The sequence below is a fragment of the Gottfriedia sp. NPDC056225 genome, assembly GCF_042267765.1.
Classification (GTDB): Bacteria; Bacillota; Bacilli; order Bacillales; family Bacillaceae_G; genus Gottfriedia.
The window spans coordinates 252083-266741 of sequence record NZ_JBHJTJ010000003.1 but is presented as its reverse complement, the minus strand read 5'-3'; the positions used below and the strand labels follow the sequence as shown (position 1 = coordinate 266741).

17 protein-coding genes are annotated in these 14659 nt (G+C 31.5%); 9 read left to right on the top strand and 8 right to left on the bottom strand.

All coding sequences use genetic code 11. The features are described from left to right. Window positions 1-632: 632 nt before the first annotated feature. Complete coding sequence (locus ACFCYN_RS04600; protein ID WP_375947825.1) at window positions 633-785, top strand: hypothetical protein; 153 nt, start codon at window positions 633-635, stop codon at window positions 783-785. An 11-nt stretch (window positions 786-796) separates the two neighbouring features. Here ACFCYN_RS04600 and ACFCYN_RS04595 read toward each other — a convergent pair whose 3' ends face one another. From ACFCYN_RS04595 to ACFCYN_RS04575, 5 genes are all read right to left on the bottom strand, one after another. Further along, window positions 797-931 (bottom strand): hypothetical protein, encoded by a 135-nt coding sequence (locus ACFCYN_RS04595; protein ID WP_375947823.1) that lies wholly within the window; start codon window positions 929-931, stop codon window positions 797-799. 622 nt (window positions 932-1553) lie between these two features. Further along, window positions 1554-2963 (bottom strand): SpoVR family protein, encoded by a 1410-nt coding sequence (locus ACFCYN_RS04590; RefSeq protein WP_375947821.1) that lies wholly within the window; start codon window positions 2961-2963, stop codon window positions 1554-1556. Window positions 2964-3080: 117 nt separating this feature from the next. Then, window positions 3081-3512, bottom strand: a complete 432-nt coding sequence (locus ACFCYN_RS04585) for a hypothetical protein (protein ID WP_375947819.1) — start codon at window positions 3510-3512, stop codon at window positions 3081-3083. Between the two features lie 254 nt (window positions 3513-3766). Continuing rightward, the gene (locus ACFCYN_RS04580) at window positions 3767-3910 is read right to left on the bottom strand and encodes a hypothetical protein (RefSeq protein ID WP_375947817.1); all 144 of its coding nucleotides are present in this window, start codon (window positions 3908-3910) and stop codon (window positions 3767-3769) included. Between the two features lie 330 nt (window positions 3911-4240). Next, window positions 4241-4417 (bottom strand): hypothetical protein, encoded by a 177-nt coding sequence (locus tag ACFCYN_RS04575; RefSeq protein WP_375947815.1) that lies wholly within the window; start codon window positions 4415-4417, stop codon window positions 4241-4243. A gap of 228 nt (window positions 4418-4645) precedes the next feature. On the opposite strand from ACFCYN_RS04575, the gene ACFCYN_RS04570 reads away from it, so the two are divergent. Together ACFCYN_RS04570 and ACFCYN_RS04565 are read left to right on the top strand one after the other, a co-directional pair. Then, entirely contained in the window at window positions 4646-5842 is a 1197-nt protein-coding gene (locus ACFCYN_RS04570) for an efflux RND transporter periplasmic adaptor subunit (RefSeq protein WP_375947813.1), read from the top strand. Between the two features lie 755 nt (window positions 5843-6597). Further along, a complete protein-coding gene (locus tag ACFCYN_RS04565; RefSeq protein ID WP_375947811.1) occupies window positions 6598-7083 on the top strand; it encodes a hypothetical protein in 486 nt (161 codons plus the stop codon). 441 nt (window positions 7084-7524) lie between these two features. Here ACFCYN_RS04565 and ACFCYN_RS04560 read toward each other — a convergent pair whose 3' ends face one another. Next, window positions 7525-7842, bottom strand: coding sequence for a hypothetical protein (locus ACFCYN_RS04560; protein ID WP_375947809.1), 318 nt, complete (start codon window positions 7840-7842; stop codon window positions 7525-7527). 525 nt (window positions 7843-8367) lie between these two features. Here ACFCYN_RS04560 and recJ point away from each other — a divergent pair. The 6 genes from recJ (at window position 8368) to ACFCYN_RS04530 (ending at window position 11838) form a co-directional block, all read left to right on the top strand. After that, window positions 8368-10032, top strand: a complete 1665-nt coding sequence (gene recJ, locus ACFCYN_RS04555; protein ID WP_375947807.1) for a single-stranded-DNA-specific exonuclease RecJ — start codon at window positions 8368-8370, stop codon at window positions 10030-10032. A 202-nt stretch (window positions 10033-10234) separates the two neighbouring features. Further along, window positions 10235-10384, top strand: coding sequence for a hypothetical protein (locus ACFCYN_RS04550; protein ID WP_375947805.1), 150 nt, complete (start codon window positions 10235-10237; stop codon window positions 10382-10384). Then, on the top strand, window positions 10385-10654 hold the full coding sequence (locus tag ACFCYN_RS04545; protein ID WP_375947803.1) for a hypothetical protein: 270 nt from the start codon (window positions 10385-10387) through the stop codon (window positions 10652-10654). Continuing rightward, entirely contained in the window at window positions 10632-10862 is a 231-nt protein-coding gene (locus ACFCYN_RS04540) for a hypothetical protein (RefSeq protein WP_375947801.1), read from the top strand. The genes ACFCYN_RS04545 and ACFCYN_RS04540 overlap by 23 nt, the downstream gene beginning before the upstream one ends. After that, a complete protein-coding gene (locus tag ACFCYN_RS04535) occupies window positions 10856-11434 on the top strand; it encodes a hypothetical protein (protein ID WP_375947799.1) in 579 nt (192 codons plus the stop codon). Before ACFCYN_RS04540 ends, ACFCYN_RS04535 begins: the two co-directional genes overlap by 7 nt. Window positions 11435-11508: 74 nt before the next feature. Beyond that, window positions 11509-11838, top strand: coding sequence for a helix-turn-helix domain-containing protein (locus ACFCYN_RS04530; RefSeq protein ID WP_375947797.1), 330 nt, complete (start codon window positions 11509-11511; stop codon window positions 11836-11838). A gap of 344 nt (window positions 11839-12182) precedes the next feature. On the opposite strand, the gene ACFCYN_RS25530 is transcribed toward ACFCYN_RS04530, so the two are convergent. Continuing rightward, window positions 12183-12317, bottom strand: coding sequence for a hypothetical protein (locus tag ACFCYN_RS25530; RefSeq protein WP_483867239.1), 135 nt, complete (start codon window positions 12315-12317; stop codon window positions 12183-12185). A 594-nt stretch (window positions 12318-12911) separates the two neighbouring features. Beyond that, complete coding sequence (locus ACFCYN_RS04520; protein WP_375947795.1) at window positions 12912-14138, bottom strand: hypothetical protein; 1227 nt, start codon at window positions 14136-14138, stop codon at window positions 12912-12914. Window positions 14139-14659 lie beyond the last annotated feature (521 nt).

Here is a 14659-nt window from a genome sequence, read left to right as displayed (position 1 = left end):
TTTATATAGAGTGCAACTTCTATTAATATTTTCTTATAGAGTATCTACCGCGTAAAGTTTAATGTTGCCAAGTTGAAATATAATGGAGAACGTAAACCAATTTGGAGTCAACCTTTTTATTATTAATACTACATATATATTCCTCATGCAATTAATAAACCTACTAATGTTTTCCCCACTCTCCGTAAGTAACTCCATTCAACATCTTTCTAATTGATACCGTCCTTTTTTGATCTATTACAACCATTTCCTTATTGTGGTCACAAAGTCCTTTAACTTCCTTATTTTTTCAATTATTTTCAATTAAATTATATCATGATAATACCTGGGACTAGATAACCTTTTATACTTTTTTCCATTTTAATTACCCTTTGATATGTTAATAATTTAAATTAACATATCAAAGGGTGATTATTTGAAATATTATAAAAAAAGAAGACAAAAGCTATTAATTGTTTTGTCTTCTTTCTTATCGAATGATACTTTTGGGTGTATCCTAAACATTTATACTGGTTTACTTGTTTAGGATACACCCTTTGATATGACTGGTTTTTTCGCATTCTATTTTTAAATATCCCATTAAAATATTTAGGATATACCCGAGCTACAAACAAAAAGGAGCCGTTTATATTATGAAGGATAGTCAAAAATTTATTGGTTTAGACGTGTCAATAGACATTATTTATGTTAGTATTGCTGTAGAAGGATGTGGGGTTACTGGCCTAACAATAGGAGCAGTTTCGCTGTTATATCACCAAATTGTGAGGTTAGATGTGGATGAGTAAAACTAACTAACTTAAACAGAGCTTCTTTTTAAAGGATTAAAAATTTGTTTTACCTCATCAATCATCTCTTCTAGTGCATTAAGATCAATGAGCACAATCAGTTTATCACTCACATATTCAATAGCAGGTTCCGTCAAATAACTCATTGTGACAAATTAACCACATTCGGCACCAACATCATTCAACACACTATGAAATTGCTGAATATGTTTACGGTTATTTTGTTGACTTTCTTGTATCGTTTGCATTCGACTATATGCAATTCCCCTTTATTGTCTTTCCCACCATCACCTGTTTTGGTGTTACGGTTGCTGTATATCCTTGATTAGAAAATAAATCAGCAATATACCGTTCAAAATCAAATGGATACAAATGGATACATTACGATTAGTCCCTCGCAACTTGAAATCCTAGGTATCTTTTTCATAGTACTTACTTTCTGTTTATCTCTTTCTTCTTTTGGGATTACCACTTTATTATGGTTTAACATTGAACGAATTCTACTAATAACGATCACACTAGAAAATAATAAATCGAAAAAAAGTAACCATTGAAGCCCCGAAAAATTCGTGAAAGTATGTTGTACTTTTTCGAACGAACTCGATACGATTTTTCTAACTTTCAGTAAGATAACTTATGAAATTATACCGATTAAGATAATGCTTTCCATATTTGAAAGATCTGAAGACTTTTTTCTCGATTTTCTACGTCCCATATCGAATCCCCCTGAAACTTATCCCTTTATAAAAACCGCCTGTAAAAGGCGGTTTAAATATACTTTCGATGCATATTCTTTCCATCATAACTAAATAATACGTTTTTCCCTTCAATCTTCGTTTCGAGATGTGTTGGTCGCCCCCACAACTGATAAAGGTACGGTAGCACTTTTTCCAAGTATTTGACATCGAGTTCAATGCCTTCATACGCATGACTTAAATAGAGTTCTCCATTTTTCATATAATCGCCATCATTTACCGTAATATACGGATAACCTCCGTTCGTCCGCATATTGACGAGTTGATCACGTACGTTTTCCCAGCTCTTATCGCTAATTTTGTATTCTTTTCCTTGCTTTTGGAATAAGTACATATCTTCTCTCATCACGAGTTCTTTTGATAAATAGTTTCGGATAAAGCTAGTGTCCGATTCAAGTTCTCGCACTTCAAAAATTTTCTCCATTCCCGAACCTGGCTTTATTCCTTGTTTTTTCATTTCGTCGGACGGGTTATTGTATCGCTCTTCAATGTGTTCAAACATTTTAATTCCAAGATAGTACGGATTAATACCTGTTTTAGAAGGCTGCACGACACCCGCATTTAATTTCGCAAATTCAATAGCTTCCCCTGAAGTTAGGTCAAGTTCTCGTACAATTCGTTGATGCCACAGACTTGCCCATCCCTCATTCATTATTTTCGTTTCTAGCTGTGCCCAAAAATAGACCATTTCTTCTCGCAACATTGTCATGATATCGCGCTGCCATTCATCTAATTCACGGCTATATTCTTGGATAAAGAGTAATAGATCTTTTTCAGGTTGAGGTGGAAAGTGTTTTTGTTTTTGATGGACAAGATTCAGATCCTTCTTTTTCCCTTCAAGATTCCATAAGTCATCATATGGTGTCACTCGATCTGGGACGATGTCTTCCTTATCATGCAATGACCAAGGTAACTGATTTCGAACAATAGATGGATCAATATGTTCTTGAATCGCTAGAACTGCATCAAGAAACGACTCGACACGTTCTTTTCCATGTTCATGTTCATAACTCTTAATTCGTTCCGCTGTTGCTGTCATACTTTCAACCATATCTCGCTTCGTATTACTAAACCGCACATTATTTTTAAAGAAATCGCAATGCGCAAGGACATGCGCCACAATGAGTTTATTTTGAATGAGACTATTAGTATCTAGTAAAAATGCATAACAAGGATTTGAGTTAATCACCAGCTCATAAATTTTGCTGAGCCCAAGATCATAGTGAAGCTTCATTTTATAAAACTGTTTCCCGAAGCTCCAGTGTGAAAATCGTGTAGGCATCCCATATGCTCCAAACGTATAAATAATATCGGCTGGACAAATCTCATAACGCATTGGATAAAAATCAAGTCCAAATCCTTTCGCAATTTCAGTAATTTCTTCAATTGTATAGGCTAACGATTGTTCATTTTTATTCACCATGTTTGTCCCTCCTAAGTGGTTCATTACTTCCAATGTATGAAGGAAATTAGCTAAATATGAAAAAAAGAACTTCACTTACTGTGAAGTTCCTCCATCTCTTGTTCAACCATTGTAGTTTTAAACCAATAAAATTGGTTCGAATTCCAAATTCCTGTCCAACTTATTTTTCTTTAGAAACTGATAGAAATCTTGAGAAACGAAAATTATTCTTGCACACATATGACCGTCTCCAAAGGCTTCAGAAGACTTTATAATATCTACATCTACATTTTCAATTACACTATTATGATATTTAAATCCCTTTCCGCTATGAATAAATTTGGTTCCGCCACATTTATGACAGAGTATCGTAATTGCTATTGGTTCATTATCTTCAATCATGCCAGGACTAAGTTGCTCTTTAATATGAAGTTGATATACATCTTCAAAAATCTCATTATCTTTAGCACGTTTAACATCACAAAAATGAATACCTTTTAGCGTACTCTTCTGCAATTTATCCTTCGCTTTGCTACTAATAAATAATTCATCTTCAATCCAATTCAGCATTAGAAAATTCCTACTCGACCATTTAGGTTCCTTTTTCAGTCTAAAACTATCTTTCTGAACGAGTCCACGCCCGCAACCATCACAAAGTTTTTCATCATTGTAGGTGATATGTTTAAATGCCACATTTGTTTCTGGCTGAGGATATGCCCATCTCCATTTACTTCTGACACTTAGCCATTCCGCATTGTTAAACTCTTTCGGCGAATAGATAGTTTCTACTAAAGATAATAAATCATACTGGTTAGCATTTTTATTTATTTCTTCCCAAAGTTCATTATCTTCAAAAATTTCAAAACGCCGATACCATACTCCAAATCAAAAGGAATTTCATTTAAAGTAAGAAATTCTTCGAGCTTTTTATTCCCTTTATTAAATGTATACCTGTGTTTAAATCTCATTTTTTCCTCCTCAGTTGTGGTAGATAGTTTCTTTTGCAGCTTTAAGTAATTTTGGATAGCCCTTGTATACTTTCTTTGCTACCTCGTATATATAATCTTTTGATAGATTGCGATCTGTCGTTCCATATGGGATTAGTTTTCTCCATCTATTTGTAAATACTTGATGTTCTGCTTTAGTTACAGCCACGCTTAGATACGATTTAGTATCTTAAAATCTAATGCTGGGGAAAGTCTCTGTTCGATAATATGATGGGCTTCTAACCCCGTTCCTTTTAATTTTTTCTTTAAAGCTTTATATGTTTTTATACCATATTTTTCAGCATATTTTAACTATTTTGCAACATAAATAACACTTTTGCCGACGGCTTTTGCGCCTTTGATGAAAATATACCCTATACCTGGTGTTCCTCCATTACCTGGCGGTCTCATTTCACCGATTGCTTCTTGTTGTGCTTCTTTATCCCCATTATAACTTCTAAAAAACTGAATTATATTGATAAAAAACACTGGAAGATTTTTAATATTGACTTTTTATATTCATTACAATAAACTTTCTAACTTGTAACACTAACTTTTTTGATCATAAGGTGTATTGATGATTCAAATTAGATATTCAAAAAAGTTCAAGATATTTATTAAACGGATTAAAAAAAGGAATGACAAATCATATCTAAGCAAATTTTGAAAGTTAGAAATTAAATAGATTGTTTCTTTTTTAATAGAAAGGGTATCATGATGAAAAAAATAGAGTTTAATGAGGAAAAAAATAAATATGAATCTACTCCGCGAAAGAAGAGATTAATTTTAATTAGTACTATTATTCTTTTATTAATTTCTGCAATCGTAAGCGTAGTTTACATAGAAGTTAGAAAAAGTAAATCTAAGACATTAGAGTTTATTAGTCCAACAGTCAAAAATTATAATAAAACAAAAACAGTTCTCGGTCACGTTGTCCCAGGTCATTCCGAAACCATTTATTTAAATCCATCCAAAGGAACAGTGAAAGAAATTTATATAAAAGCAGGAGAAACTGTTACAAAAGGGCAAAACCTATTTTCTTATGATGATCCAACAGTTGAGGCAGAAATAGGACAGGTCGAAGTAAATAAAAAACTAGCGGAAACAAGTGTTGCACAGTTGAGTGAACAAGTTACATCAATTGATCAAGAGATTCAAGAAGCTACTTCAGCTACAATAATGAATGAGACAACAATTCAATCACTTCAAGCTGAACTAAATGCAGCAAAGAAAGAGCTATATGCAGCAGAGTTAAACGTACAAAAATATTCCTTTGAGGACGAAAAGCTAAAAACCCAACAAGAATCATTAACCGTAAAAAGTAATATTGATGGCGTAATAACTAATCTTAACCAAGATATTGGGCTAGGTTATCAAGCAACAAATAAACAGCAAATTTCCATTATTCAAATCGCTACAAATGAACCGCTTCAGATTGAAGGTACACTTACTGAGCAAGAAAAAACAAAAATTTCTTTAGGGCAATCGATAGCAGTCACATCAAAAGTAGTTCCAGATAAGAAATGGAAAGGGAAAATAACAGGGGTTAGTGATTACCCAACTCATAAAACATCTACCAAAAAGGACAAGTCTATAAAAGAATCTGCATTATATTATACCTTTAAAGCAAGCCTAGATACTCAAAAAGGACTTTATCCTGGCTTTGATACCAAGTTGAAAGTTGTAGTTGAATCAAAAGACATGCTATCCGTTCCTAATACAAGTATAAAGGAAGCTGGAAAATCGAAATTTGTATATCTACTAAAAAAGGGCAAGATTCATAAACAAAAGGTTGTAACAGGTCAAAAAAAGGGCAGATGGGTTGCAATACTTAAAGGCTTAAAGGAAAAAGATAAAATAGTAGTAAAACCAAACTGGACTGTTCGTGAGGGGACAAAAATCGATTTGAAGTAAATCAATGGGTAAACTTTTATAATCAGATAAGTTTACAACTAAGGCTTGCTAATTTTAGCGAGCCTTAATTCTTTATTCAATTTATTCGGTATTACTAAAATAATTCTTTTAAAAAGCTCTTATTAATGATAAACCACTTAAATAAACTAAAAAATAATTAATCGAGATTGACATTATAAGATCTAGTTTTCCTGCAATTGACTAATACTGCCCCACACATTCACTTTCATAAAAAAGCTTTTAGATAAATAATATATTCCATTTGTCTACAAGCTGTAAACTTATAATGTTATACTAATTTACTAAATAGATTAGAGGATTTTTCTTCTCCCTCAACCATAGTATAGACTATTTCCTCCTCCCAAAAAGTTACTTTAAAACTATTAATTATTTTTAAGCTCTAATTCCGAAATTGAAAAATCATTAAAGTTATATATTACTAGTGCAAAACAATCCTTTTCAATTCAATCTAGATACCAATCCATATTTTCTATACATGTAGTTGAAAATTTAGATTTTTTTCAACTTGTTCAATATATTTCCTCCATAACAGAATTTCTTTTCCATTTTAAATAAAGAAAACAACCAAATTAAACATTCTTTATTACTAAGTTTACACCGTCGAACAATTCAAAATTGGGTATTTACTATTGGCGCATGTTCTACTTGAAAATGGAAAATAATATTTCGGAGCTGACCACTCATGGATAGAATAAGCATGAACATGCAGAAGAAAATCTTTGGAGGTGTAAAAAATGGAGGCAACTAACACATTAGAAAGAGAGAGTTTCATCCGAAATCTTTCAAATCTATATCAAGGCAATTGCAATGACAATTTGGATAAAAAAAAGCTAATAAATGAGATTAATTTACTTCTTACTTTATATGAAAAACAACTTGCCATGAAATTAAGTAAAAAGATGGTAGATGCAAATATGTCAATTTGGTCTGTACAATTTGTAACAGAACTTGAAAGAAAACAAGTTGAACACCTTTACAATTTGGATGATGAAAGATATCCGCCAAAAATTAAAGGTTATATTGACGAGATTTTGAGAAGCTGGGATGGAAAAGGTGCACGTTACTTAAGGGAAAAATATGGTTCAAGAGAGCTTCCAGAGAAAGTTCTAAACCAATCTATATATAATATTCTTGAGGATCGAGAATTATCTTTATCTGATCGAATTACTAATTATATGGGAGCTTATAGAGAAGGTTTTTTAGAAGGTTACAAAGAATAGTAACATAGATAAACTTACTTTTTTTATTAATTTGATAAAAGTGTAGTTTATTTTTTAGTAATGAATTATTTGCATATGTAAAACACCTTTAATTTATTCAAGGTGTTTTACATTATTTTTTCAAGTAAATACTTTATTTCCTTCTCATTTACATTTAATGCAATAGAATTCTTATTCAAGATGATTCAACTTTTCAAGTACTTACTGCTTTTGTACTCGTTTATCATTTCGAAAAATCGGGTAAATCACTGATCCTAATCAGGTTTTTAATTTCCAAAGAATAGTGATGTAATTTAATAAAGCTTGATTTCTTAATAGCAATAACAATTGTTCTATTGTATTAAATTGTTTTCTAAAAATTGCCTACGACTTTTTGCACTTAATACTTTGGTTAGATGGAAGCCTTGTCCTACTTGGCTAAGACTTTATAAGACTGAAGTTCTACGAGTGAAAAATTACCATTAAATCCTGATAATCTTTAATTAACTTTTTTGCACTTTCAGTTTTTTCCCATAATAGGTAACAAGTTGATGGTGATATGACTGTATCATTTTCAAAATCATACTGATTTATTACGTACTCATAAGGAAAAACTACAATTCCCTCCTTTGTTTTCACAAAATACTCATTTATTCCTTTAAACACATCTAAATATTCCATTACTCGTAACAATATCTCCACAATAACATTTTCATTTTCGTCCATTACTTTTTCTAATTCTATTTTTAGTGTCTCGAAACTCAAGCGATAATCTTTCATATGTTTTCCTCCTCAGTATGGTTTAAAATCTCATACTTTATTGTGTTAAAAAAATAAAATTACCTTTTCGAAGGAAAAAAATTCTATTTATGTGAGGGGAATTGAAGAGTAGATATGTTGTAAATGAAAAGTTGGTAAACTTATGACCTGCTTTTTTTTACTTTATCGAAATAGTGCATTACGAGTCCCAGCAGTTTTCCTTATTTTAAAAAGCTTTTCATATGAAATTGTATAAAATATCGAATAAGCATTTACCAATAATTTCAGTAAGTTAAAAACGACATTTTTCTGATAGTTCTTTATGTTATTGACTATATTTCTACTAAATATAAAAAAAACATCATTATCGACATATCCTATGAAACGTTGAACTAAACTGCCATTTATGTTGAATACGGAATGGTTTTTACAAATAAAAGATAAAATAATTCTATTTATAATAATAAACACGATATTTATTTATATGAATAATTAGATTTTGTAATGGTCATACTTTTTAGTAGTAACGTTTTAGGAGGAACAACAATGACATATTCATCATGGAAAAAAATAATGGTCCCAACTCATATCAAAGAGAAAAAAGAGCTGATTTTAGCACTTGCAAAAGAACATACCATCCATCCACTCCTCATGTATCAATTATTTCTTGCTGGCATCCAAAGTGAACAAGGTGTATATCACTTCCTTCACCCGTCTAGTTCAAATCATCATTCACCATTTCTCTTAAACGATATGAAGGAAGCAGTCATCCGAGTTATTCAAGCCATTCATCGAAAAGAACAGATCATGATTTTTGGTGATTATGATTGCGATGGGATTACCTCCACCACCTTATTAACAAAAGGAATCCAAATGCTTGGCGGAAACGTAACGGCTCGACTGCCTAGACGCGAAGAAGGATACGGGTTATCGGCAAAAGTCATGAATGATTTACCCGAAGGTATTTCATTGATCCTAACGGTCGATAATGGAACCAGTGCACATGAAGCCATTCAAATCGCCAATGAAAAAGGAATTGATGTAATCGTCACGGATCACCACGAAGTACTCGGTGTTCGACCTAACTGTTATGCGTTTATTAATCCAAAACGAAGTGACAATACTTATCCGTTTCCTTACTTAGCAGGTGCAGGCGTGGCTTTAAAAGTGATCCAAGCATTATTTGAAACGTTAAAATTATCGTTTATGGAACAGTGTAAAGAACTCGTGATGTATGCCTGTATTGGAACCATTGCCGACCTGATGCCCTTGACAGATGAAAATCGTCTCATCACCTGGCTGGGTATACGTTATTTAAATGAAGAATCTAGTTTTCTACCAACTCTTTTTCGTAAACTTTTAAAAATTAAACAGTTTGATAGTACAACCATTGCCTTTTCTGTTGGTCCGATATTTAACGCCATGGGACGTATTTCCGATCCTAATATTTTATTAGATTTATTGTTACGTAATTATGCTTCACTAGACGAGTGGGTTAAAGTGATTGAGACGAATACGTTACGGAAGAACATGACCGCACAACACGTAAATGAGGCAAATAGACTCATTCATGATAACTGCTGGTCTGAAGATGCGGTGATTGTCATTCATGGGGAGTTTCATGCTGGAATTATTGGATTGATTGCGTCACGTGTAGCGGAACGACATAAAAAGCCCTGTATCGTGATCAATCATCACGGCGTTGGCTCTGCACGAAGTGGCAATGTACCTGGCTTTTCCATCATTCAAGCAATCCAAAGCTGTCGATTTTTGTTAAAAAAGTTTGGAGGACATACTGCTGCTGCTGGTTTCTCCATTACACCAGACGAACTACATATTAGTTGTTTCCGCCATGGTATTCAACAAGCAGCCAAACGTCAGACGATGAAACCGATTCATCACCATTATTTAGTCAATTGTCAGATTGATGCATTTCCTGACACACTGTTTTCAGATATGGCACGACTTGAACCATTTGGCATGAAAAATCCGAAACCTGCTTTTCAGAGCTGTCTTCAACGTCCCAACTTCATTAAGCAGTTGGGAGAAGAACATTTGTTACTTGGGTTTGGCGGAAAAAATGCGTTTGCCTTTTCAAAAGGAAATTTGTTTCCTTCTTTAATGAAGAAACCCGAAATCAATGTGTTGTACACAACGAATTGTTACCAGAAGGGCGATTTCTTAATAAAGGATATAGGTTTTTGTTTTTAAACACTTGAAAACTATTCAAGTGTTTTTTTATTACATATTTATTATAAAAAATATATGGGTTAATATTGAAGGTTCAATTCATCCCTTTATTTCTCCTATTAAATGAGTTAGAAAGAGACTAATGTCTTTTTATATTGTCATTTGTTTAAATGGCTTTGTTTTGGTACTATTTTATTAACTGAAAAATGTTGGAGGTTAATCTGTGACAAGAGTATATATTATCAAAAAAGGTACTGTCATTAAAACTCGTAAATATAATAGATTAAAAGGCAGAGACCACAATCGTATCTTTCGTAAAGGAAACTTTGTACTACCTTTTGTTGGTCAACTCCCTGCCGTAATTAATAATTAGGTGAAGGGTTTAGAAAAAAAGGTAACTTACGAAGAGATTGAAAAGCGACGATTAGCGCATATTGAAAAATTAAAGCAGAAAGGTGTTTTATCAGAACCACGTTCTATTGATTTTGACGAATTCATTAAATATTGCGAACAGGAATATGCAATGACATCAAAAGATTTCCTTCCTTGGTATGAAAAATCCGAATTCGAAGGTAATTCAGATATGAAAATATGGTACACACTGATAAAGGACATAGAAGATGAAGAACTCAGAGAAAGTTGAAAAGTTAAGACAACTTTTGCCGAAAAAAGGCAAAGTGAAATTTGAAGAACTGAATTATATTTCTGTTGGTGATGTTGATAACTATTATGAAAAGTTAAAAAGAAAAGTAAGCAATCAGCTCATGGTTATGAACACCCAAAAAGGAATCAATATCGATAAAAATATAAATTTATTGACATCACGCCAATTGATGGTTCGGTCGTGTTAAAGAATAAAGAAGGAGAAGAAAAGTATTTCTTTCCTTTTCTTATCTCCAATATAATGCCTTACGAAAGGAAAGAGAAAAATGAGTTTGAAATAAAGAAAACAGATTGCTATATTCAATTTCACGAAATTTTATTTTACGAACAAGTAGAAGATAAACTCTACTTATATGAATATAACTATCATTTCGGAAAAAGAACTTCAGGTGAAAAAGAAGATGATTTTTATATTCGATATGAAAGAGAAGTTGCTAAGAAAAATCCTCCTGAAAAAGAAATCGAACATTTACATGCCGGAACAAAAAAAACCCATTATCCTTCAAGATTCATTACTTTTGAAGAGTTTCTTGTATTAATTAAAGTGAATTGGGACTTTGATTCACAAATGATTGACATAACACTTTATTCCATTATGACCCCATTATTAATCACTTGTTCCTCTCTTCTTACGAAATACAGATCTCTAACTATCCCTTCTGTACTCAACAATTCTCACGATTCTAAAATAAATTATATAAAAACAATAGATTCGACAAACAGTCAGCTTTTCCAACAAAGGAACTATTTCATGTATTAGCGAATTCCTTAGTTATAGGACATCTTCGATCTTGCATATCGTAATTTGACGACAAATTTTGGAGGAAAAATCGTATGATGCAGGAGTTAGGGAAAAAAGTTCGAGAGTTACGCCTTCGTAAAGGGATTGGGTTGAATGAATTTGCAAAGGAACTGAGCGTATCACCTGGTTACCTTAGTAATCTAGAAACAGGAAAATCCGATACAGTCAAACTCGTTTTACTCGAAAAATTGCAGGAAGAGTTACAACTCATTCCAATTGAAACGAGTTCATGTTTTACAGAACGATTGCAACGAATCCAACAACAAGTAGCTCAACTTGAAGAAGTAAATCAAGTAGAAGCTGAATTTTTAGTGCAGCAAATAGAGAATGGGTTGGAATATTTTCTTTCCAAACAAAAATAATGACCCTCGCATAAATGTGAGGGTCATTTTAAACTTTCTTTTAAGTTTTCAGAAAAAAATTCAACCGTTTTACGCCATGAATCTTTACTTGCTTTTGGTGTATCGTATGGTTTATCTTGATAATATGGATTCGCTCGTAAATAAGGAATCCATATTGAATGAACTGCTTGATTTTAATTAAAAGGGAACATGTACCATTTTTAGGTTTTAAGTCGGTTATGGATATGGACCGATATCTTTTAACTAAGATTTTTTTATATGCATAGTTCTGTTGACTAAGTTGTTTTTCAACATTCTGAAAAACCCCAAATCCTCAGAAGGATTTGGGGTTTTTAGGTTTTTATTTAATTATCATCTAGTTCATCATTATCATCTAATTCATCATTAACAATTTCGAATAAGAAGTCCCCGAAATCTTCTGCGATTACTTCAAAGTCTTGTTCACTATCACTAAAATCTTCACCCTTAAATATTGCCACTACCTTGGGCTCATTCTCTTCATTTACTAAGTTAAGATCTAGACAGAATATTTCATCCCCACCCGTATCATAAATAGCGAGGTGGAGTTAATGATGAAGACTTCGTTAATTCAAGTGTGCCAGATGCAATATGGTTTACGTTAAAGAAGAGGAGAGAAATGAAGTTACCTGATAACAGCAGTTAGATAGCTTATTTTGAAGAAGCTGAACTACAAAAATAATTAGTTCTGAAAGTTTTGTTACCCGAAACAGTAATTGCTTGTGTAAATAAACTATTTCATTTAACTTACGCCTTGTTAAAAAGCAAATCTAACTCAAAAACACCAATAAATACCAAAACCTTCAAATTCCCGACTTAAGGCAAGGAATTTGGCTTGTCAAAAGTAGTATAACATGGGTTAAAAAATTTCTTTATTGAAAATCTTCAACAAACTATTGTTGGTTTAGTTACCTTTGAATTTTAGCATAAATAACTTTCAAGACGTGGATTCTTCCATTATCCCTATTCGTTTCCAAAGTTTTAATTGCGATTCGATTATAAATAGAAATCTAATTAAACATATATTTTAAACCATTTAAACGAATTTTCAACTTCTATTTTATGTTATTATGATTATTTTCAAGTCTTTCTTTTAAACTTTTCTCATAACTGCTTTCTACCATTGTAATAGTAATAGGATCTATATAAAGAGTATGATCATCATCAGGTAATATATCCAAATAATCTTTAAATGTGGTCTTATTAATATTCTTAGAGTAACCATTAAAGCGTTCCCAAAACTCTGTTAAGCGATCTTCATACTCTTTTTCATTTATTGATTTATTTTGATACTGTTTTTCTATTTCCAAGAATTCGCTTATACCAATTTGAGAAATCTTTTCAATTTCTAATAAATCTAAACAAGATTTTATATATTCTTGATAGTCCTTATCATTTTTTTTATTTTTAACTTTCTCGTACTTATTTCTTAATTCGGTTTGAGCATCACTGTCAAGCAATATATTCAGTGAGTCCCAGTATGAATCACTTAATCTTTCTTTACCAATTTGTGACAAGCTATTATTTAGTTCCCCATCAATTAATATCTGTTCTAAAGCATTATTTTTAATTGAAGACTCCAATACGTCACTAGGAGTTATTTCTTCCTTTTCTTTTACCCTATACAAAATATCACGTATTTGAGAATCAAGCGTAGAAGAATTAGTAGATGCATTCTCAATGGCTATATCTAAAGTAGAAATTAAATTACTTTTATTATGTTTCTCATTAAAAGCTCCCTGTGCGTATGCTGATAACGTAAAGCCAATAAATGTACCGATTAATCCAAGCCATAAACTAATATAAGGATTATTTGACCCCTTTTCTTGTGAATATTGAGTTATTATGTGAACAATAACCAATATTATAACGGCTGCAATGATAAATATGTTCGGGGCGTCAATTCCAGTTATAGAAAATAAAATCAATATTGAAATCATAATAAAATGATTTGAAATCCAATTTGCAAATGGATATAACCATCTTAAATGAAGGCAGACATCAAATATCAAAAATTGAATTTCCTTGTTATTCAATAAGTAGACTAATAGAAATTGCAAAACAACTATGCAACCTAATGAAATTATTAATGGCTCAAACGTATACCATTTATCTAAATTGATAAAAATAGTAAATACTGAAAAAATTAGAACTATAAAATAAAAATATAACCTCCATATTTGTTCCTTCCTTTCTACTGAACTCCATTCGAAAGTAAGTTTATTCTTCATGATTTGTCTAACTGTAATATAATGTTTATTATTATTTAATTGACTAAACACCTATTCCCCTACCTTTTTACACATTAATATTATTTTAATCTAACGAAATGATCAATAACTTTAAAATATTCAGATAAATAAAAAGAGAATTAACATTAATTTTGATAATTCTTACTATCGTATTTCCTTTTATTAAAGTACGTTTAATACTTTCGTTGATAAAATATTAAAGAATTTTACATTTAATTCCATATATAACTATATATTCCACTAAAATAATAGTAAAGAAAAATTTTTTTTGTATATACACATACATTTAAATGTTTAAAAGGTACTATCCAACTTAGAAATTTATAGTGTTTAAAAATTAAATTATTTAAACTCAGATACTCGCAATAAAACTAAATAGTCTCTTCTTCCAATTTACTACTTCTCCTTAAATTATTTAAATTGATCAATAATTTTTCGGAAAAGGATCACATATTTTTAATCTTGTAGATTAAATGAATAGTATAAATAGACTCAATTATGTACTTCTTCCTTTGCTTTGCTAGAACATTTTTAGTCCTTTGAATGGAGCG

Bases quoted from the DNA above. Each gene is read 5' to 3' on its own strand.
- ACFCYN_RS04600 (WP_375947825.1), top strand. From the start codon at position 633: ATGAAGGATAGTCAAAAATTTATTGGTTTAGACGTGTCAATAGACATT.
- ACFCYN_RS04595 (WP_375947823.1), bottom strand. From the start codon at position 931: ATGAGTTATTTGACGGAACCTGCTATTGAATATGTGAGTGATAAACTG.
- ACFCYN_RS04590 (WP_375947821.1), bottom strand. From the start codon at position 2,963: ATGGTGAATAAAAATGAACAATCGTTAGCCTATACAATTGAAGAAATT.
- ACFCYN_RS04585 (WP_375947819.1), bottom strand. From the start codon at position 3,512: ATGCTGAATTGGATTGAAGATGAATTATTTATTAGTAGCAAAGCGAAG.
- ACFCYN_RS04580 (WP_375947817.1), bottom strand. From the start codon at position 3,910: ATGAGATTTAAACACAGGTATACATTTAATAAAGGGAATAAAAAGCTC.
- ACFCYN_RS04570 (WP_375947813.1), top strand. From the start codon at position 4,646: ATGAAAAAAATAGAGTTTAATGAGGAAAAAAATAAATATGAATCTACT.
- ACFCYN_RS04565 (WP_375947811.1), top strand. From the start codon at position 6,598: ATGGAGGCAACTAACACATTAGAAAGAGAGAGTTTCATCCGAAATCTT.
- ACFCYN_RS04560 (WP_375947809.1), bottom strand. From the start codon at position 7,842: ATGAAAGATTATCGCTTGAGTTTCGAGACACTAAAAATAGAATTAGAA.
- recJ (WP_375947807.1), top strand. From the start codon at position 8,368: ATGACATATTCATCATGGAAAAAAATAATGGTCCCAACTCATATCAAA.
- ACFCYN_RS04540 (WP_375947801.1), top strand. From the start codon at position 10,632: ATGAAGAACTCAGAGAAAGTTGAAAAGTTAAGACAACTTTTGCCGAAA.
- ACFCYN_RS04530 (WP_375947797.1), top strand. From the start codon at position 11,509: ATGATGCAGGAGTTAGGGAAAAAAGTTCGAGAGTTACGCCTTCGTAAA.